17 protein-coding genes are annotated in these 18,044 nt (G+C 65.8%); 11 read left to right on the top strand and 6 right to left on the bottom strand.

Annotated elements, in window-relative coordinates; genetic code table 11:
* The first annotated feature begins 5 nt into the window (after nucleotides 1–5).
* From ACIPV5_RS03760 to ACIPV5_RS03750, 3 genes are read left to right on the top strand one after another with little or no spacing between them, the layout of a single operon-like run.
* Nucleotides 6–782, top strand: a complete 777-nt coding sequence (locus ACIPV5_RS03760) for an SDR family oxidoreductase (RefSeq protein ID WP_017201959.1) — start codon at nucleotides 6–8, stop codon at nucleotides 780–782.
* A gap of 42 nt (nucleotides 783–824) precedes the next feature.
* Nucleotides 825–2,324, top strand: a complete 1,500-nt coding sequence (locus tag ACIPV5_RS03755) for an FAD-binding oxidoreductase (RefSeq protein WP_400339826.1) — start codon at nucleotides 825–827, stop codon at nucleotides 2,322–2,324.
* Nucleotides 2,321–3,721, top strand: a complete 1,401-nt coding sequence (locus tag ACIPV5_RS03750) for an FGGY-family carbohydrate kinase (RefSeq protein ID WP_017201961.1) — start codon at nucleotides 2,321–2,323, stop codon at nucleotides 3,719–3,721. Before ACIPV5_RS03755 ends, ACIPV5_RS03750 begins: the two co-directional genes overlap by 4 nt.
* A gap of 96 nt (nucleotides 3,722–3,817) precedes the next feature.
* On the opposite strand, the gene ACIPV5_RS03745 is transcribed toward ACIPV5_RS03750, so the two are convergent.
* Both ACIPV5_RS03745 and ACIPV5_RS03740 read right to left on the bottom strand, forming a co-directional pair.
* Entirely contained in the window at nucleotides 3,818–3,976 is a 159-nt protein-coding gene (locus tag ACIPV5_RS03745) for a hypothetical protein (RefSeq protein ID WP_017201962.1), read from the bottom strand.
* Nucleotides 3,977–4,037: 61 nt separating this feature from the next.
* Nucleotides 4,038–5,342, bottom strand: coding sequence for an FAD-dependent oxidoreductase (locus ACIPV5_RS03740; protein ID WP_241796829.1), 1,305 nt, complete (start codon nucleotides 5,340–5,342; stop codon nucleotides 4,038–4,040).
* An 83-nt stretch (nucleotides 5,343–5,425) separates the two neighbouring features.
* Here ACIPV5_RS03740 and ACIPV5_RS03735 point away from each other — a divergent pair, with 83 nt between their 5' ends.
* Entirely contained in the window at nucleotides 5,426–5,770 is a 345-nt protein-coding gene (locus ACIPV5_RS03735; RefSeq protein WP_017201964.1) for a helix-turn-helix transcriptional regulator, read from the top strand.
* The gene (locus tag ACIPV5_RS03730) at nucleotides 5,767–6,939 is read left to right on the top strand and encodes an MFS transporter (protein ID WP_017201965.1); all 1,173 of its coding nucleotides are present in this window, start codon (nucleotides 5,767–5,769) and stop codon (nucleotides 6,937–6,939) included. Before ACIPV5_RS03735 ends, ACIPV5_RS03730 begins: the two co-directional genes overlap by 4 nt.
* On the opposite strand, the gene ACIPV5_RS03725 is transcribed toward ACIPV5_RS03730, so the two are convergent.
* On the bottom strand, nucleotides 6,913–8,382 hold the full coding sequence (locus ACIPV5_RS03725) for an FAD-dependent oxidoreductase (RefSeq protein ID WP_017201966.1): 1,470 nt from the start codon (nucleotides 8,380–8,382) through the stop codon (nucleotides 6,913–6,915). The two genes, ACIPV5_RS03730 and ACIPV5_RS03725, sit on opposite strands and share 27 nt — an antisense overlap.
* Before the next feature lie 237 nt (nucleotides 8,383–8,619).
* On the opposite strand from ACIPV5_RS03725, the gene ACIPV5_RS03720 reads away from it, so the two are divergent.
* Genes ACIPV5_RS03720 through ACIPV5_RS03700 form a run of 5 tightly spaced genes read left to right on the top strand, consistent with a single transcriptional unit; the run spans nucleotide 8,620 to nucleotide 13,037 of the window.
* Complete coding sequence (locus ACIPV5_RS03720) at nucleotides 8,620–9,600, top strand: PstS family phosphate ABC transporter substrate-binding protein (protein WP_061016802.1); 981 nt, start codon at nucleotides 8,620–8,622, stop codon at nucleotides 9,598–9,600.
* Nucleotides 9,601–9,614: 14 nt separating this feature from the next.
* Nucleotides 9,615–10,571, top strand: a complete 957-nt coding sequence (gene pstC, locus ACIPV5_RS03715; RefSeq protein WP_017201968.1) for a phosphate ABC transporter permease subunit PstC — start codon at nucleotides 9,615–9,617, stop codon at nucleotides 10,569–10,571.
* The gene (gene pstA / locus ACIPV5_RS03710; protein ID WP_061016800.1) at nucleotides 10,571–11,485 is read left to right on the top strand and encodes a phosphate ABC transporter permease PstA; all 915 of its coding nucleotides are present in this window, start codon (nucleotides 10,571–10,573) and stop codon (nucleotides 11,483–11,485) included. Before pstC ends, pstA begins: the two co-directional genes overlap by 1 nt.
* Before the next feature lie 2 nt (nucleotides 11,486–11,487).
* Nucleotides 11,488–12,351 carry a phosphate ABC transporter ATP-binding protein PstB gene (pstB, locus tag ACIPV5_RS03705; protein WP_200838810.1) on the top strand — a complete coding sequence of 288 codons (864 nt, stop codon included), beginning with the start codon at nucleotides 11,488–11,490 and terminating at the stop codon, nucleotides 12,349–12,351.
* On the top strand, nucleotides 12,348–13,037 hold the full coding sequence (locus ACIPV5_RS03700) for a winged helix-turn-helix domain-containing protein (RefSeq protein ID WP_061016798.1): 690 nt from the start codon (nucleotides 12,348–12,350) through the stop codon (nucleotides 13,035–13,037). Before pstB ends, ACIPV5_RS03700 begins: the two co-directional genes overlap by 4 nt.
* On the opposite strand, the gene ACIPV5_RS03695 is transcribed toward ACIPV5_RS03700, so the two are convergent.
* The 3 genes from ACIPV5_RS03695 to ACIPV5_RS03685 form a co-directional block, all read right to left on the bottom strand.
* The gene (locus ACIPV5_RS03695; RefSeq protein ID WP_231728787.1) at nucleotides 13,019–13,978 is read right to left on the bottom strand and encodes a three-helix bundle dimerization domain-containing protein; all 960 of its coding nucleotides are present in this window, start codon (nucleotides 13,976–13,978) and stop codon (nucleotides 13,019–13,021) included. The genes ACIPV5_RS03700 and ACIPV5_RS03695 overlap by 19 nt on opposite strands.
* On the bottom strand, nucleotides 13,975–14,292 hold the full coding sequence (locus ACIPV5_RS03690) for a helix-turn-helix transcriptional regulator (protein WP_061016796.1): 318 nt from the start codon (nucleotides 14,290–14,292) through the stop codon (nucleotides 13,975–13,977). The genes ACIPV5_RS03695 and ACIPV5_RS03690 overlap by 4 nt, the downstream gene beginning before the upstream one ends.
* 76 nt (nucleotides 14,293–14,368) lie before the next feature.
* The gene (locus tag ACIPV5_RS03685) at nucleotides 14,369–17,119 is read right to left on the bottom strand and encodes an NACHT domain-containing NTPase (RefSeq protein WP_149084206.1); all 2,751 of its coding nucleotides are present in this window, start codon (nucleotides 17,117–17,119) and stop codon (nucleotides 14,369–14,371) included.
* A 264-nt stretch (nucleotides 17,120–17,383) separates the two neighbouring features.
* Here ACIPV5_RS03685 and ACIPV5_RS03680 point away from each other — a divergent pair, with 264 nt between their 5' ends.
* Nucleotides 17,384–18,034, top strand: a complete 651-nt coding sequence (locus tag ACIPV5_RS03680; protein WP_061016790.1) for a hypothetical protein — start codon at nucleotides 17,384–17,386, stop codon at nucleotides 18,032–18,034.
* The last annotated feature ends 10 nt before the right edge of the window (nucleotides 18,035–18,044 follow it).

Here is an 18,044-nt window from a genome sequence, read left to right as displayed (position 1 = left end):
CATCCGTGCACATCACCGACTTCTCCCTCGACCACTTCTCCCTCCGGGGCAAGCGGGCGATCGTCACCGGGGGCAACACCGGTCTCGGCCAGGCGTTCACCCTCGCTCTCGCCAAAGCGGGTGCCGACATGTTCGTTCCGACGCTGTTCGACGACGGCGGCGAGACCGCAGCTCTCCTCGCCGAGGCGGGTGTCGGCTACCGGGAACTCCGCGTCGACATCACGGCGGAGGGCGCACCCGCGCGCGTGATCGACGCATGCGTCGAGGCGTTCGGGGGCGTGGACGTTCTGGTCAACTCGGCCGGGATCAGCCGCATCGCCGACGTCACCGAGTTCGGGCGCGTGCAGTGGGACCCCATGGTCGCGGTGAACCTCACCGCCGCGTTCGAAATGTCGCACGAGGCCGCGAAGCGGATGATCCCGCAGGGCTCGGGCAAGATCATCAACATCGCCTCGCTGTTCTCGTTCCTCGGGGGACTCGGATCTCCCGCGTACGCCGCGACCAAGCACGGCATCGCCGGGCTCACGAAGGCGTACGCCGACGAGCTCGGCGGACACGGCATCCAGGTCAACGCGATCGCCCCGGGATACTTCGCCACCCCGATTACCTCCGAGACGCGTGGGGACGCGGAGGCGAACCGGCGCATCGTCGACCACACGCCGGCGGGGAGGTGGGGGGACGTCGCCGATCTCATGGGCGCGACCGTCTTCCTCGCGAGCCCCGCCTCCGACTTCGTCAACGGGCACGTGCTGTCCGTCGACGGCGGTTACCTGGTGCGCTGACCGCGGCGCCCCCACACCCTCAACGAACAGGACACCTTCCCCATGGTCACTTCACGATCCGCTCTCTCACGTGAGGAGATCGTCACCCGACTGCAGGAGATCCTCGGCACCGACCAGGTCGAGACCGAGGCGCAGCCGCTGCGCGAGGCGAGCGTCGACCGCTTCAAGAAGTACACATCCGTGCACGGCATCTTCGACGGTCCGATCCCCTCCGCGATCGCCTACGCGCGGTCCACCGCCGACGTGTCGGCGATCCTCGCGTTCGCGGACGAGAACCTCGTCAACGTCGTGCCCCGCACCGGCCGCACCGCGACCGAGGGCGGACTCGAGACGATCGTCGAGGATTCGATCGTGCTCGACGGCTCGCGAATGGACGCGATCCTCGACATCGACCCCGTCGACATGATGGTCACGGCCCAGTGCGGCGTTCCGCTGCAGCTGCTCGAAGACACCCTTCGGGCGCAGGGCCTCACGACGGGGCACTCACCGCAGTCGAAGCCGCTCGCGCAGATGGGTGGACTGGTCGCGACCCGGTCCATCGGCCAGTTCTCCACGCTGTACGGCGGGATCGAGGACATGGTGATCGGGCTCGAAGCCGTGCTGCCCGACGGCGAGGTCGTACGCATCAAGAACGTGCCGCGACGCGCCGCCGGACCCGACATCCGCCACATCATGATCGGCAACGAGGGCGCGCTTGCCGTCATCACCGAGGTCACCGTCAAGGTGTTCACCTACCAGCCGGAGAACAATCGTTTCCTCGGGTACCTCGTCGACTCGCTCCCGGCGGGCGTGGCAGGTCTCCGCGAGATCATCGTCGCCGGCTACCGCCCGTCGGTGGCACGCGCGTACTCCGAGGAGGACGCCGCGCAGCACTTCTCGCACTTCGCCGACGGCAAGGCCGTGGTCGTGGTCGTCGCCGAAGGACCGAAGGGCGTGGCCGACGCCACAGCCGCCGGCGTCGAGGAAATCTTCGCCAGCATCCCGCACGAGAAGGTCGACCCCGCACTGATCGAGAACTGGTTCGACAACCTCAATTGGGGGCAGGACAAGATCGACGCCGAGAAGCGCGAGATGCTCGAGAAGGCGCGCCTCGGCTACACGACCGAGGTATCGATCGACTGGTCAGGCGTCGAGGAACTGTTCGAGTCCGTCATGCGCCGCGCACGCACCGAGTTCCCGCGCGCGGCGGACCTGCGGATGCTCGGCGCGCACTCCTCGCACAGCTACCAGACCGGCACCAACTTGTACTTCGTCTACGACTACGACATCGCCTGCGAGCCGCGCGAAGAGATCACCGAGTACCACGAGCCCCTCAACGCGATCGTCGTGGAGGAGGCACTGCGCCTCGGCGGCTCCATGGTGCACCACCACGGCATCGGCAAGTACCGCACGCCGTGGACACATGAGGAGCACGGCAGCGCCTACCGGCTGCTGCGCACCCTCAAGGACGGGCTCGACCCGCGCGGGATCATGAACCGCGGGACCATCTATCCCCTGGACGACGTCGCCACGCCCGAGGCCGAGATGGCGACGCGGGCGTGAGCGCGTCGGCGGCGGGGTACGTCGTCGCGATCGACAACGGCTCGCAGAGCACGAAGGTCCTGATCGTCGACGGCGACGGGACCGTGCACGCGAGCGCCCGTGTCGCGCTGCGGCCGTATTCGTCGCCCGCGCCGGGTCGATGGGAGCATCCGGACGACGACCTGTGGGACTCGATCGTCGCCGCGACGCGCGCCGCGGTCGCCGACTTCGCGGGGGATCCGGCCGAGATCCGCGGCATCGGCCTGTGCACGATCCGCTTCTGCCGGGCCGTGCTGCGCGCTGACGGATCGCTCGCCCAGCCGGTCATGAGCTGGATGGACGAGCGTCTGCCGCGCGCGTACGAGCGTGAAACCGACGAGGCGGTGTACGTCACAACTTCGTCGGGGTACATCACTCACAAGCTCACCGGAGAGCGCCAGGATGCCGCGGGCAACGTACAGGGCAGCTGGCCTATCGACACTGCACACTGGGCCTGGAGCATGGATGCCGCCGAGTATGAGCGTGTGGGTCTGGGACGGGAGATGTTGTTCGACCTGGTCGCTCCAGGCGAGGCACTCGGCACTCTCGCCTCCGAGGTAGCACTGCTGCTCGGTCTGCCCGCGGGAATCCCCGTGATCGCGACGTCGAACGACAAGGCCGTCGAAGCCCTGGGTGCAGGGCTCCAGGACGAGGGGGACGCATTGTTGTCCCTGGGCACGTACGTCGCGACCATGACGCCAGGGGATCGTCCGCTGCCACCGCATCCAGACGTGTGGACGAACTTCTCGTCACAGCCCGGCGGATACCTCTACGAAAGCGCCGGAGTGCGACGCGGCATGTGGACGGTCAGCTGGTTCCGCGACGTCGTATCCGGGTCCATCGAGGCAACGTCGGAAGATGACCTCAACCGCGGTGCCGACAACGTCCCGGCTGGCGCGGGCGGCCTCGTCGCTGCTCTGGACTGGCTCGCGCCCGCGGATGAGCCGTGGCGGCGCGGGGCGCTGGTCGGCTTCGACGGCACGCAGGGACGGTTCCACATCTATCGGGCGATCCTCGAGGCGCTCGCGATCGAGACCGAGAGCGCTGACGCCCGTGCGCGCCGCGCGCTCGGGCGAGACCGTCGTTCCCTCATCGTCACCGGCGGTGGAAGCGAATCGGATCTCATGCTGCGCATCCTGGCTGCCGTATATGGGGTACCCGTGCGCACACCCCGTGTACGTGACGCAGCTGGTATGGGGGCAGCGATCTGCGCGGCCGTCGGGACGGGGCTGCACCCCACCTGGGCTGACGCCATCACTGCCATGGTGGGGACAGGACAAGAAATTCAGCCCGACCTCGAACTCGTCAGCGCGTACGGGGAAGTCCGTCAGACGTACAGACGAGTGATTCCCCGCGTGCGGACGCTGTTCTCCCCATAAGCCACTCACGGCAGATGTCCCGCGATACATGCAGAAGGGGAGCTCGCCCGAGGTGGAAGAGCTCCCCTTCGCGGGGCCGAGGTTCGACGTCCAGGTCTACTTGGAGCCGTATCCAACTGGGTTGCCCAGGGAGGGCGTGCGCGGCGTGCATGCACAGTCGGACAGATCCAGCTCGAGCTGGATGGTGACGGCGAGCGGGGTGCCGTCGCGGGGGTCTTCGATCGTGACGTTCTTCTCGATCAGCTGGTTGGCCATGTGAGTACTCCTTGGGTTGATTGCGCCCCGCGGGGCGCTGGGTGGTGGTTCGAGCGGCCGGTCAGCCGACGGCGACGCGGGTGGGCTCGAGCTGGATGACGGGCGCTGCGCAGCAGCTGCTGCCGGCCCCGTCGAAGTCTCCGGATCCGCCGCAGACGCCGGTGTCGGGAAGGACGAGCTCATTGCGCTCGGCGCCTGCATGGTCGCCCGCGAGGTGGGCGGCGACGCTGCGAACCTGCTCGAACCCGGTGAGAGCGAGGAAGGTGGGGGCGCGCCCGTAGCTTTTCGCGCCGACGATGAAGAAGTCCGGCTCGGGCTGGGTGAGGTCGCGGGCCCCGGTGGCGCCGATCGATCCGCAGGAGTGGACGTTCGGGTTGATCTCTTCCGCGATCCCGGCGACCGCCTCCAAGGACGCATCCAGGTCGATGCGCATCTCCGACAGGATGCTCACATCGGGGCGGAATCCGGTCAGCGCGAACACGCGGGACACCCCGTCGACCTCCTTGCCGTTCTCCGCGACGATGCGCAGCCCCGCCGCCTCGTCGTGGAACTCGGCGACGCGGAAGCCCGTCACCACCTCGACAACACCGGCTTCGATCACCTTGCGCGCTCGGGTGCCCAGAGCTGCACGCTCGGGCAGTTCATCGCCCGCTCCACCACCCAAGACGTTGCCCGTCGTACCGCGACGCAGCAGCCACGTCACCCGGGTGCCTGGGGTTCTGCGCGCCAGCTCGCTCAGCCGGAGGACGGCATGCACTGCGGAGTGCCCGGCACCGATCACGACCAGGTGCTGCCCCGCACACGCGGAGACATCCTCCGGGATGCGGTACGAGATCCGTGAGGCCGCGACCGCGGCCCGCTCGCCGAGCGCGGGCAGCCCGTCCGCCCCGGCAGGGTTCGGGAGCGTCCATGTGCCGCTGGCGTCGATGACGGCGCGCGCGGAGATCCGCCCTTCTGCCCCCTGCGTGTCCCGGGTATGCACGATGAACGGCTGCCCCTTACGGCCGCTGTCGACCATCAGATCCCGGCCCTTGCGGGCGACACCGGTGACGGTCGTCGAGTAGACGACGCGGTCACCGAAGACGCGGGCGAGCGGGTCCAGGTAGCCGGCGACCCATTCGGCTCCCGTGGGGTAGCCCGAGTGCGGTGCGGTCCACCCGGTCGGCTCCAGCAGACGCCGGGCGGCCGTGTCGGTGAGTTCCGGCCAGCTGGAGAACAGGCGCACATGCCCCCACTCGGACACCGCAGCAGCTGGCCCATCGCCTCGCTCAACGACCGTCACGGCGATGCCACGCTCCGTCAGGTGGGCGGCCGCAGCAAGCCCTTGGGGGCCGGCGCCGATGACTACGACGGGAAGCTCGTTCATCACATCTCCTCAAATCGAAAAACTTCAATATGAATAGCCTGCTCCTCCTATCGAAGTTTGTCAATGCGTGCGATACTGGTGTCATGAGTCTTCCTGCCACCCTCGACACCTCGACGTCCTGCTGCGCCCCTCGGGTGACAGCAGCGATCACGGTCGAGGACGCGGAGCGCGTCGCACGGGTGTTCAAAGCGCTCGGGGATCCGACACGGGTGCGCCTGTTGTCGCTGATTGCCGCCGGTGACGGTGGGGAGGCGTGCATCTGCGACCTCACCGCGCCGGTCGGACTGTCGCAGGGCACGGTGTCGCACCACATGAAGTTGCTCGCCGACGCGGGGCTTGTCACCCGCGAGCAGCGAGGGAAGTGGGCATACTTCGCGATCACCGACGGGGCGCTGGACGCCGCCGCGGACACCCTGCGTTCGGTGTGACGGCCCGGGCCCCGGGCTCCCGGTTCGGGGGGCGGCTTGTCGCGCTGTCGCTGGGGCAGGTCATCAGCTGGGGGGTTCTGTTCTATGCGTTGATCGTCGCCTCGCCCGCGATCGCGGACGCGACAGGGTGGCCCGTGGCGCTGGTGACGTTGTCGTTCTCGGGTGGACTCGCTGCGTCGGCGATCGCGGGCGTCGTTGTCGGGCGCTGGCTCGACGAGCGTGGGCCTCGGATGATCATGACCGTGGGAAGCATTGTCGGTGCGGGTGGGCTGGTCATCGTCGCGGCCGCGCCGAATCTTGTCGTGTTCACGGCGGGGTGGATCGTGGCGGGGACCGCGCAGGCCGCGGTGTTGTACCAGGCCGCGTTCACGGTGATCGCTCGCCGGTATGGAGACCGCCGCCGGGGTGCGATGACGATCCTCACCCTCGCGGGAGGATTGGCGTCGACCGTCTTCGCTCCTATCGTCGCCGTGTTGCTGACGGTGATGGATTGGCGGTCGGTGTTTCTTGTCCTCGCCGTCGTCCTCGTGGTGACGACCACACCGCTGCACTGGTTCTTTCTCGAGTCGTCCTGGCCGCCCGTCGTCCATGATGCGTCGGCCGATCACCATACGGTGGCGAGCGTGGTGCGCACGCGGCGCTTCTGGATGCTTGAGGCGTCGATGCTCACCTTGGCGGCGGCGCTGTTCAGCGTCACACTCGCGATCATTCCTCTGTTCACTGAGAAGGGGATGACGTACGAGGTCGCCGCTTGGGCGCTGGGGCTGCTCGGCGCCGGCCAGGTGATCGGCCGACTGCTGTATGTCGCCATCCCACACGCCGCCGCACCCTGGGTGGCGTTGGCGGCGACGGCGGGGCTGAGCGTCATCGGGCTTGCTCTGCTCGCGATCGTGCCTGGGCCGCCGTGGCTGCTCATCAGTATCGGCGTGGGGGTCGGAGCCGTGCGCGGTGCACAGACGCTCGTGCAGGGCTCTGCCGTCGCTGACCGGTGGGGCACGCGGAACTACGGCTCGATCAATGGTGTCTTCGCCGCACCGATCACGGCGATCGGTGCGGTCGGTCCCGCACTCGGCCCGCTCATCGCGGTGGCGACGGGGTCGTACTCCGCCATGGCATGGGTTGCTGTCGGGTTCGCCGGGCTTTCACTCATTTTCGCCCGCTTCACCTGATCTCGCCGCCCGGTCAATGCCGCCCGCCTCCGAGCTGCGAGACGCACCGGCGTGGACAGGGGTCGTTGATCCCGCTGCGCGGGTTGACGTGCTCCACGCTTGGGTAGCGATCTGCACCGCATCCCAGGGGGAGCCGAGCGGCGGGGTATAGGACAGGTCGAGGTCGCTGATCGCGTCTACGGACATGCTGTGGTGCAGTGCTGTCGCGAACGTATCGACGCGCTTGGATATCTCGGCGCTGCGCGATCCGAGCAGTTGCGCGCCGAGGAGACGCCCCGATTCGAAGTCTCCGGTCACGCGGATGTGGATGGGGGTGGCACCGGGGTAGTAGCGCTTGTGGTCGTCGGCAGTGACGGTGTGGCTGTGCGGTCGATGCCCCGCGGTTTCGGCTTCGTGATCTCGAAGGCCCGTGCGGGCAGCCACCAGGTCGAACACCTTCACGACCTGGGTTCCCAGGCTGCCGTGGAATCGCGCATCGGCGCCGACCGCGTTCGCGCCCGCGACTCGCCCTTGTTTGTGCGCGGTCGTGCCGAGCGGAAGATACGTGTCGCCGAGAAGGCGATGACGGGTGATCACACCGTCCCCGCCCGCCCAGATCTGCGGGATCCCTGTCTGCATCCGTTCGTCCACGATGACGGCGCCGCCGGCTCCGGTTCGTGCCCCGATTCCGGTGAGGAGCTCCACATTGGGGCGCACACCCACCACGACGAGGACCAGCTCGGCGCGACGCACGAACGGGGCACCGTCGCGGGTGCCCTGGACCGCGAGGAGCCCGCTGTCGCGGCCGATATCGTGCACCTGCATGCCCGTTTCCACCGTGACGCCGTTGCGGTCGAGCTCGTCGCGCACGAGCGCTCCGAGTTCCGTGTCGAGGGTGGAGAGCACCTGGGGTCCGCGTTGCAGCTGCGTGACCTGGAGCCCGCGGATGGTGAGCGCTTCGGCCATCTCGAGGCCGACGTACCCCGCGCCGATGATGATTGCCGTCGACGGTTGATGCTCATCGAGGTAGTTCTCAAGAGCGAAGGTGTCACCCATCGTGTGGAGCGTATGCACCCCGTCCGCAGGCCCGAGCCGGTCGGTCCCGTGGATACCCGCCGTCGAGGCGGATGCGCCCGTCCCGACGACGAGCGCATCGTAAGGAATGGCGGACTCCGCTCCACCGTTGTTCCGCACGGTGAGTGTGCGGGCATTGACGCTGATGCCCGTCGCGAGCGTGTTGGTGCGCACCTGGAGACCGGCCGCTTCCAGATCGGCAAGCGTGCGATGTGCGAGCGACTGCCACGGTTGCACCTCCCGCGAGAAGTAGTAAGGGATGCCACAGATCGAGAAGTTCGGGTATGCATCGGCAACGACGACCGTCACATCAGCGGATTCGTCCACCTCTCGGGCACGGAGCGCCGCGGAGATTCCTGCGTCACTTCCCCCGATCACGACCAGGTGCATGTGAGTCCTTTCTGTCGAGACCTCGCCGCCTGCGAAGCCTCACTGACGCGCGCGACGTCCGCGCACCTGATCATCGCGTCGATCACGGCACGATCCGACACCCGGGCGGGAAGATCAACGAACCCTTTCGCCCCCGTTAACCCCGCGTTCATATAGATAGCCTTCTATAACTACGTCGGATAGACAAGCATCTATGTGAAGCGGCGACTCGGCTGCTTCATCCCTCGAATACCTGAGATGAAGGAAGCACACGTGCGAAAGTCCACAGCAAAGATCTTCGCGTCCACCGCATTGGTCCTGGTCGGGGCACTAGCCCTGAGCGGGTGCGGCGGGCAGCCCTCCGGTGGTGACACCTCTGGATCCGGCGCGAGCGGGGGCGGACTGACCGGTTCGGTGAACACCGACGGTTCGTCGACCGTCGCCCCGCTGACTGAGGCCGCCGCTGACCTGTTCCGCGATGAGGAGAGCGGCGTGAACGTCTCGGTCGCGACGTCGGGTACCGGTGGTGGCTTCAAGACGTTCTGCGCCGGCGAGACGGATGTGTCCAACGCGTCGCGTCCGATCAAGGACGAGGAAGCTGCGGACTGCGAGGCCGCCGGCATCAAGTACACCGAGATCGTCGCCGCCAACGACGGCCTGTCAGTCATCGTGAACCCGGAGAATGACTGGGCGGAGGACTTGACCGTTGAGCAGCTCAACCTGATCTGGGGGCCGGAGGCGGAGGGCAAGATCACGAACTGGAACCAGGTCGATCCCAGCTTCCCCGACCAGGCCATCACGCTCTTCGGCGCCGGCACCGACTCGGGCACGTTCGACTACTTCACCGAGGAGATCAACGGCGAAGACGGTGCGATCCGCACCGACTACAGCCCCTCCGAAGATGACAACATCACCATCCAGGGCGTTGCGGGAGACGTCGGCGCGATCGGGTTCCTCGGCCTCAGCTACGTCGAAGAGAACGAAGGTGTCGTGAAGGCAGTCGCCGTCGACGGCGTGATGCCGAGCACCGAGACCGTGCAGGACGGCACCTACACCCCGCTGGGTCGCCCCCTGTTCATCTACGTGAACAACGCCTCGTACGTCGACAAGGAGCAGGTGAAGTCGTTCATCGACTTCTACGTCGCCAACTCCGCGGAGATCGCTGAGCGTGCACTGTTCGTGCCGTTGACCGAGGACCAGGTCACCACCGCCACCGACGAGCTCGCCTCGCTCGGCTGAGCACCGCACGCTCCATGACCGCCATCATTGAACGGCGTGGGGGTCCGGCTTCTGGCCGGGCCCCTGCCCCCGCCAGCAGTTTCGCCGGCCGCCGCCGCCCCGGCGAGTTCCTCATCAAGCTCGCCCTGCGCCTGGCTGCAGCCGTCACCGTCGTGACGACGGTGGGGATCCTCATCGCGCTGCTTATCCCGTCGCTGAGCTTCTTCGCCGAGGTCCCGGTCCTGGAGTTCCTGTTCGGCACCCGGTGGGCGCCACGCTTCGCGGACGCGTCGTTCGGCGTGCTGCCTCTGGTCACCGCGACCTTGTGGACCACGCTCATCGCGCTGCTCGTGGCGGTGCCGTTCGGGCTCGGGGCTGCAACGCTGCTCGCCGAGTACGCCCGCCCCCGCGTCCGCAAGGTTCTCAAACCGTTGCTCGAGATCCTCGCGGGCATCCCCACGGTCGTGTATGGGTTCTTCGCCCTGCAGTTCGTGCAAGGCACCGTCCTGCGGGACTGGCTTCACCTTCCAACCGGGGCGTTCAGTGTTCTCGCGGCGGGCCTCGTCATGGGTGTGATGATCATCCCGACGATCGCGTCGATCGCAGAAGACGCCATGTCCGCTGTCCCGCAGGCGCTCCGCCAGGGCAGCGCCGCGCTCGGGGCGAACCGGATGCAGACCACCCTCCGCGTCGTGTTCCCCGCCGCCCTGTCCGGGATCGTCGCGGCCGTCGTACTGGGCATCTCCCGAGCGGTCGGCGAAACCATGATCGTCGCCATCGCCGCCGGCAACCAAGCGCAACTCGTCACCAACCCGCTCGATCAGGGGCAGACGATGACGGGATTCATCGCCAACGCCGCGCTCGGCGACTCCCGGGTCGGGAGCCTCGAATACAACACCCTGTTCGCGGTCGGGCTGCTGCTGTTCCTCATCACCTTGCTGATCAACTTCATCAGCATCCGTTTCGTCCGCCGCTTCCGGGAGGCCTACTGATGTCCCCCACCTCGACGACCGCGACGCAGCCGTTGCGCGCTTCGGCCCCCATCGCGACCGGCCGCAACGGTGAGATGCGCCCGAGCGCACTGGCGTTCCTGCTGCTGTTGTGGCTCTCCCTGTTCGTCGCGTTCGCGGTGCTCATCACCCTTCTGATCACGATCTTCCTCACCGGGCAGAACAAGCTCTCCACGGCGCTGCTGTTCAACTTCCCCTCCGCCGACCCCGACGAGGCCGGAGCCCGGCCCGCCATCCTCGGATCCGTGTGGGCGATCGGTGCGACCGCCGTGATGACACTCCCGCTCGGGATCGCCGCCGCCGTGCACCTGGAAGAGTTCGCCGACCGGAAGCGGTGGTTCAACCGGTTCATCGAACTCAACGTGCAGAACCTCGCCGCAGTGCCCTCGATCGTGTACGGGCTCCTCGCGCTCGCGTTCCTCTCGATGCTCGGCGTCACCAACAAGAACATCGTCATCGGCGGGGCGTTCGCCCTGACACTGCTCATCCTGCCGGTGATCATCATCGCGACCAGAGAAGCACTGCGCGCGGTCCCGCGAGAGATTCGCGACGGATCTCTCGCACTCGGCGCCACACAATGGCAGACCACGTGGAGACAAGTGCTCCCCGCATCCGTTCCCGGGATCGCAACCGGCTCCATCCTCGCGCTCTCCCGCGCACTCGGGGAGGCCGCCCCGCTGCTCGTGCTCGGCGCGCTGGTGTACATCACCTTCGACCCGAACGGGCTCCTCAGCGGCTACACCACGCTGCCGATCCAGATCTTCAACTGGACCGGCCGCCCGCAAGAAGGCTTCCACGAACTCGCCGGCGCCACCAGCATCCTGCTGCTCGCCGTCCTCATCCTGATGAACGCGCTCGCGATCTTCATCCGCAACAAGTTCCAGAAACGGTGGTAACCATGAGCACTCCCACAGGCAGCGCCGCGACAGCGACGCACACGAACTTCCATGCCGCCGAAACACGACGGCTCGCCGCCACCCCCAGTGGCCTGATCCGCTGCGAAGACGTCAACGTGTACTACGGCGAGTTCCGGGCCGTGACCGGCGTCAACCTCGAGTTCGGGCGTAACGAGATCACCGCGCTCATCGGCCCCTCCGGATGCGGAAAATCAACGCTGCTGCGCTCCCTGAACCGCATGAACGACCTCGTCGACGGTGCCCGCGTGGAAGGCACCGTCCTCTTCCAAGACGAGGACATCTACGCCAAAGCCGTGGATCCGATCGAGGTCCGTCGGCGGATCGGCATGGTGTTCCAAAAGCCCAACCCGTTCCCGAAATCGATCTACGACAACATCGCCTACGGCCCTAGGGTCACCGGGATGAAAGTCGACAACATGGACGACCTCGTCGAAGAGGCACTGACCCGCTCCGCCCTCTGGGGCGAAGTGAAGGACAAGCTCAAGCAATCCGCGTTCGGCCTCTCCGGCGGTCAACAGCAGCGCCTGTGCATCGCGCGGACGATCGCTGTACAACCCGACGTGATCCTGATGGACGAGCCCTGCTCCGCCCTTGACCCGATCGCCACGTCTCGGATCGAAGACCTCATGCACGAGCTTCGCAAGGACTACACGATCATCATCGTCACCCACAACATGCAGCAGGCAGCGCGCGTGGCCGATCGCACCGCATTCTTCACCGCCCTCGCCGACGAGAGCACCGGTGACCGCACCGGCGTGCTCGTCGAATACGACCTCACCCGCAACATCTTCGAACAGCCACAAGACCAGCGGACCGAGGACTACATCAGCGGACGATTCGGATGACCGACACCGGCAGGGATGGGAACCCGCGGTTCGTGCTCCACGGACGCGGACCCGACGTACTGCGCGGGAGCTTTGCCGAGTTCCGCCATGCGGGAGTCCCCGTTACCGTCCACGCAGAAGTCGTCGAAGCGCTCGCTGACCTCGCGCACGACCATCACGCATCCCTCGTCCTCGGCAGCGGAGAACCATTCGAGAAGCTCGCCGCGATCATCCAGATCGCGGGTCCCGTGTGCGACGGTGCCCTATTCCTGGGTATCTCCGATGCGACGGAAACCGCGACAATCGCAGCGGCGATGAGTGCCGGAGTGCGCGGTACCGTCCGACTCCCCGTCACCCCGGACCGACTGCGCGAAGTGTCACGGCTGCATCCACGATCCGCCCCTCCAGATCGCACACTGCGTATCGGGGAATTGACGCTCGACGTCTCGCACAGAAGCCTGCGCTGGCAAGATCACGCGCTGCTGCTACCCGCACGAGAATTCGAGCTGCTGCATCAGATCATCCGCGCCTACCCAGACAGTGTGAGCATCGACGCTCTAGCACTTTCCTTCGGATCCGACCTCGAAGATCCCCACGCCTCAGTGCGGGTAGCAATGACAAAACTCCGCTCGCGACTGGCCGCCTTCGCACCAGCACAGGCGCTGATCGAAACTGTCCGCGTCGCCGGCTACCGGCTCGCCTCCTGAGCCTCGATGCCCAGTTCCTGAAGAAGGTCAAGAACCCGTGAGCGGACCTCATCACGCACGGCGCGAAGACCGACATCATCGAGCTCGAGCGGATCGGCGAGATCCCATTCCATGTAGCGTCGCCCGGGGAAAATCGGGCACGAGTCGCCGCACCCCATCGTGATGACGTAGTCCGCCGCACGCACGACTTCATCCGTGAGCGGTTTGGGGAACTCGCCCCACAGCTCAACCCCGACTTCGCTCAGCGCCGCAGCCACGCGAGGATGCGCTGTGTCCGATGGAGCAGACCCGGCGGTGCGCACGTGAACACGTCCGCCCGCGAAATGCCGCAAGAACGCCCCCGCCATCTGCGACCTCCCAGCGTTCTGCACGCAGACGAATAGCACCTCCGGGGTGTCCCGTAGTACCAGGCCTTGGGCCGTGGCGAGAGCGTCTAGGCGGTCCGCGGCGTACCGCGCCGTCATCGTCAACAGGTGCTCACGGACCCGCGTCCGTTGGCTCAGCAGCCGATAGCTTTGAGCGACGTATCCTGCGACCGTTTCTCGACTGAACGTAGAACTGAAGCGATACGCGAGGTCTTCAACCACGGTGCCAACCGCACGAGGAAGCGCCATCACGGGATTCTCTGGGGATCCCGCTGTCAGAGAATCGCTGCTGAGCAGACGTCCGAAACGCACCCACGCGTCGATCGTTGGCATCCATGCATCGCTCTTCTCGCGCCGGATGAGACCGGCCATCTGCAATGACCTGAGCGCTTGATCGACACCGGTGGAATCGATACCGAGTTCGCCGGCAAGGTCAGATTCGTGCATACCGGATGCCAAGGCGCTCAGGGTGCGCAGGGTCTCGGGGTTACCGAGTACTGCGACCTGCACCGCGCGATCCCGAGCCGCCTGCTCGTCGAGTGGTCGCCCGACACGGTGCGTGTGCTTCTCGCTCATCGGAGAAAATCTTCGACCGCGGCACGACGCTCGGGATGGACGGAGATCCATCCGAGCTTGCCATCCTGCACCCTCGTGACGAACCCGTCATCAAGGAGTATCCGGACGTGGTGCGTCACCGTTGGTTGCCGCAAACCGAGCATGTCCGCCAGCTGCCCGACAGTCGCACGTTCGTCCGCGGATCCCAGAATGATGCTCAAGATCTGCAGGCGAGTCGGGTCGGCGACAGCTCGCAGCGTGCGGGCAAGTTCCTCGGCCGCACCGCGCTCGAGCGCACCTCCGAGCCGAGGCTTCGGTGCAGGCTGAGCGGTCACGGCATGATTCTAGTTGCCGAACGTTGCGTGCTTCTCAGCTGTGCTTGTGCTTGAGTCGTGCGCGACGGCGGTGTGACTACTTTGCGAACGTGTCGCCTCGAAGCTTCGACGCGGCGTGCAACCGGAGGAGCTCGATACTGAGGGCGGCGCTTGCCGGGCTGCTCTGAGACAAGCTCTTCGCGGCAGCTGCAAGGGCGGGGCGAGCGGCGTCTCTCTCAAGGGCAATCAGCATGTCGACCGAGACTCCGAGCGAACGTCCCCGCCAGACAGCACCAGGCGTCTGCAGTTGCTCGACAAGGAGTAGGACCTCCGCGCCTGGGTTGGATGCCCGGGCGAGAGCACGTGCGAGGATCGCCGCATCAGCGTGGATCGGTCCGGGTTCGGGTCTAATGTACTTCCGACCCTCGGTCAACGTCGTTCGTGCCTGCTTGGCGAGATCTGACATACCGGTGCGATTGTCGCTCAATGCGCGGGTGGCAAGGTTGGACGGGTTCTCGCGGCTGAGCTCGTGCAGGGCATCAAGCACGATGGCGTGCTCTCGCTCGCTTTGTTCCAACGCAGTCGCCAGAAGGTTCGCAACGCCGGCCGGCATGCCATCAGCGAGATCTGCGAACTGGTTCACAGCGGCGCTGAGGAGTTTGCGTCGTGTCGCCGGGAACTCGATCCCGAAGTTGTCTAGGTAGAGGTCGCCAGCGAGGCTCGCGCCGAGGGCTGTGATCGGCGACTCGGCAGATTGAATGTCGTATCGAACGACGATGTCGATGACGTCATCGATGAGGTGCTCTCGACGCTTCAGCAGGCGTCCCGCCGCGAGCAGCCACGTGTTGCGCCAGTGACTCGATGGAACGAGTTCGCGCAGGTTCTGCAAGACGACCTGTTCGTCACCATCGGTGATCGCGCGAGCCGCCATATATTCCTGCAACGATCGCACTTCGAACTCGTACTTCGATGTCTTCGGAGAGACGAGCATGACCAGTCGTTCCGTCGAAAGTTTGAGGAGGGTCGTCGCGATCGACTCCGATTCACTCTCTTCGAATCCGGCCGAGCTGAGCCGGTGGCGAAGAATACGCGAGATCTCGGATTTCGTGAGGACAGCGTCCGAGTTCCCTGGTCGCTCAGTTCGTGCCTGCAACTTGAGCCCGGCCTGCTCGTGAAGATGGTCGATGTGGGGGCGCAGCGACTTCAGTTCCGTGAAGGCTTCGCTTTTCGCCAGTTCACGGTCGTAGACGACGCGATAGTACCGGTCGAACAGCTCGAATCGATCCGTCGGAAGGTCGACTGCCTCTTCAGCGAGAGCCGTCATGATCGTCACCTGCAACGGTGTGGTCATCAGTCGTTGCGTGACTCGTTCGTGGACCGCCGTGATGAGCCTTTGTGCAACCTGCTCAGCGAGGTCTGGATCATTGGCTGCCCGCAACGCGGTGAGAGCTTCCGAGTAGCTGATCGCTTCCGTCTCGGTGAGTTCAGACAGGGTGATCTGCGTGCAGGGAAACGCGTCGTCGAACTCCCGTCGATACCCCTGTGGGCGTGTTGTGGCGACGAAGAGCACGTCCGCCTTCTCCGAGCTCAGCTCGCTCACCAGCGCTGTGACCGCCTCGATGAGCCGGCTGCGGATCTTCGCGTCAGGCACCTCATCAAGGCCGTCGAGCACGAGGCATGACGGCCAGGTGCGCAACCAGTCCAGCAACGCACTCGGGTCCGACTTCTTCCCCCGAATCAGTATGGAATCGGCGATGTAGGTGAGCAACGAAAACGTCGACGGGGAGGATGCGATCACGGCCCCCGCCTTCGCCAGTTCGATCACGAACGGCCATCGACGTTTCTGCGGGTTCGGGATACCCGCCTTCCTGAGCCGTGTGTCGAGGCCATCGAAGGCGCGCTTAGCCCTCTCGCCGTACTCCTCGACGTTCGTGTCAGCGAGGAAGGCGACACGATACGTGTGGGCGATCACTTGGGCGATCGTGCTCTTGCCCTGACCCGGGCCTCCGACGATGACCACCCCATGGGGCCCACGGCCGGCGGTGGTTGACAGGTGGAGGTCGCCGATGCGCACCGTCTCGGCGGCGGTCATCCTCCGCGACTGGCCTTCCGCGTCCGCGGTCACGCCCGCCGTGAAGGGCAGATCGATTGCAATGTCCGCGAGTGTCACTTTCGACGCATCGTTGTACCCCGCATCGCCCGTTCGAACCCATTGCCGGTTGATCAGCTCGGCGACGGCGTGCCCAGCGAGCCGATCCGCCTCGAGAGCCGTCTTCTCGGGGAGCAATTCGGCGACTTGCGCAAGAAAGTCGCCGGTGACGATCTGCTCTAGGTATCGCTGTCGAATAGACGTGTGGGTGTCGAGCATGACGCGAATCTCGTCGTAGTCCCACACGTACCATCCACGCAGCCCCAAGTCTTCTGCGTTGGCGGCAAGAAGCTGGTCGAACTGGTCACGACCGCCAGTGTCTTTCGTCCCGGTCAGCACGACGTTGGTGGAGAAAAGCAGGTACTCCGGCGTCTTCTCGCCGACCCTCTTCTTTACGAGCCAGCCACGCAGCTCGGAGCGGACCTCGTCAAGGAACCACCGCCAGTCAGCCGTCGTTGAGACCGGTTTCTCGTTGTACTTCATTTGAATGACGCCGTAGCCATCCCATTTCGCGCCCGCCCCGACCGGGAAGTCGACGCGGCCGTCGAACGTAGCGTCGCGCTGCGCGTCCCTACCTGAACCAAACGGCCTGACACCATTGCCCAACTCAGCCTTCGCGAGCGCCTGGAGCATGTGCTCGAATTGCTGCCAGCCCATTCGGTTGAGGTTGTAGTGGCCCACGAAGTCCTTCCGGGTCAACGTCGACGCCGAACAGGCGCTCCAGTGACATTCTGCACCAGTGCTGTTCTCCCATCCGGTTGAACCAAGCAAGCAGAGGCGTTCGATAGCGTCGGGGTTCTCTTGGGTAGCGAGCGAACGCGCCCCAACCAGACCCGCAGGCGCGCCCGGGCCCAGCAGACGACGTCTGCGATCTCGCCGACTGTCATCGGCTCTATGGGATGCGCGCCGTCGATTCCCCGGGAGACCTCCCCTTCCAGCGGAGGCTCATCTACGCTGTCGCACATGGATGAAACCAAAGGCCAGCCACGAACCCGCCCTTGGCAGGCACAGCCATCCACCGATGCGATCGCGGCGTTCGTCGACGCCGTCGGCCGGTTGAACGCGGACGGGGACTTCATCGTTCGAGCGCTGACTGACCAGCTCCGCGCAGAGCGACCGATCGCGGATCAGGAAGAGCTGACTCCGCAGGAGGTCAGCTATCTCATCCAGTCCAAGGCGTTCACGCCAGAGTCGCTCGAGGCGACATCGATCGAAGTTGCTCGCGGGGGTCTTCTCGCGAGTGTAGCGAGCACTCTTCTGACGAGCGTGCTCCAGACCGTATCTGCTTCCGCAGCCGCTGGCTTCTTGCATATGGACGAAGAGTCGCTCTTTGCTGCCGCCGACCGCGGCGAGTTGTACATGGTCGATGTTGCACAGTCCCGGCGTTTTCCGTCGTGGCAGTTCAGCCTCTCCTCGCCGGGGAAACTCCTACCGCACCTAACCGAGATCATCGACATCGTAAAAGACAAGGGATGGATGTCGGTATCTGCTCTGATGGCGACGCCGCAGTCGACCATGGTCACCGACGGTCAGCACAGCCCTGTGGAATGGTTCAGGCGTGGCGGCGACGTAGCAGCTCTGGCCCGGATTATCGAAGGTCAGAAGTGGCGATAGAGCTCGTGGC

The organism is Microbacterium sp. NPDC090014, assembly GCF_044748285.1.
Taxonomy (GTDB): Bacteria; Actinomycetota; Actinomycetes; order Actinomycetales; family Microbacteriaceae; genus Microbacterium.
Note: the sequence above shows the minus strand (reverse complement) of the source record. Positions and strands in the feature narration are given on the sequence as shown.

What these genes read in the sequence shown, in the direction of transcription:
- ACIPV5_RS03700 (WP_061016798.1), top strand. Translation starts at nt 12,348, where the DNA reads ATGACCGACACCGGCAGGGATGGGAACCCGCGGTTCGTGCTCCACGGA.
- ACIPV5_RS03680 (WP_061016790.1), top strand. Translation starts at nt 17,384, where the DNA reads ATGGATGAAACCAAAGGCCAGCCACGAACCCGCCCTTGGCAGGCACAG.
- ACIPV5_RS03735 (WP_017201964.1), top strand. Translation starts at nt 5,426, where the DNA reads ATGAGTCTTCCTGCCACCCTCGACACCTCGACGTCCTGCTGCGCCCCT.
- ACIPV5_RS03745 (WP_017201962.1), bottom strand. Translation starts at nt 3,976, where the DNA reads ATGGCCAACCAGCTGATCGAGAAGAACGTCACGATCGAAGACCCCCGC.
- pstB (WP_200838810.1), top strand. Translation starts at nt 11,488, where the DNA reads ATGAGCACTCCCACAGGCAGCGCCGCGACAGCGACGCACACGAACTTC.
- ACIPV5_RS03720 (WP_061016802.1), top strand. Translation starts at nt 8,620, where the DNA reads ATGAAGGAAGCACACGTGCGAAAGTCCACAGCAAAGATCTTCGCGTCC.
- pstC (WP_017201968.1), top strand. Translation starts at nt 9,615, where the DNA reads ATGACCGCCATCATTGAACGGCGTGGGGGTCCGGCTTCTGGCCGGGCC.
- pstA (WP_061016800.1), top strand. Translation starts at nt 10,571, where the DNA reads ATGTCCCCCACCTCGACGACCGCGACGCAGCCGTTGCGCGCTTCGGCC.
- ACIPV5_RS03755 (WP_400339826.1), top strand. Translation starts at nt 825, where the DNA reads ATGGTCACTTCACGATCCGCTCTCTCACGTGAGGAGATCGTCACCCGA.
- ACIPV5_RS03695 (WP_231728787.1), bottom strand. Translation starts at nt 13,978, where the DNA reads ATGAGCGAGAAGCACACGCACCGTGTCGGGCGACCACTCGACGAGCAG.
- ACIPV5_RS03725 (WP_017201966.1), bottom strand. Translation starts at nt 8,382, where the DNA reads ATGCACCTGGTCGTGATCGGGGGAAGTGACGCAGGAATCTCCGCGGCG.
- ACIPV5_RS03740 (WP_241796829.1), bottom strand. Translation starts at nt 5,342, where the DNA reads ATGAACGAGCTTCCCGTCGTAGTCATCGGCGCCGGCCCCCAAGGGCTT.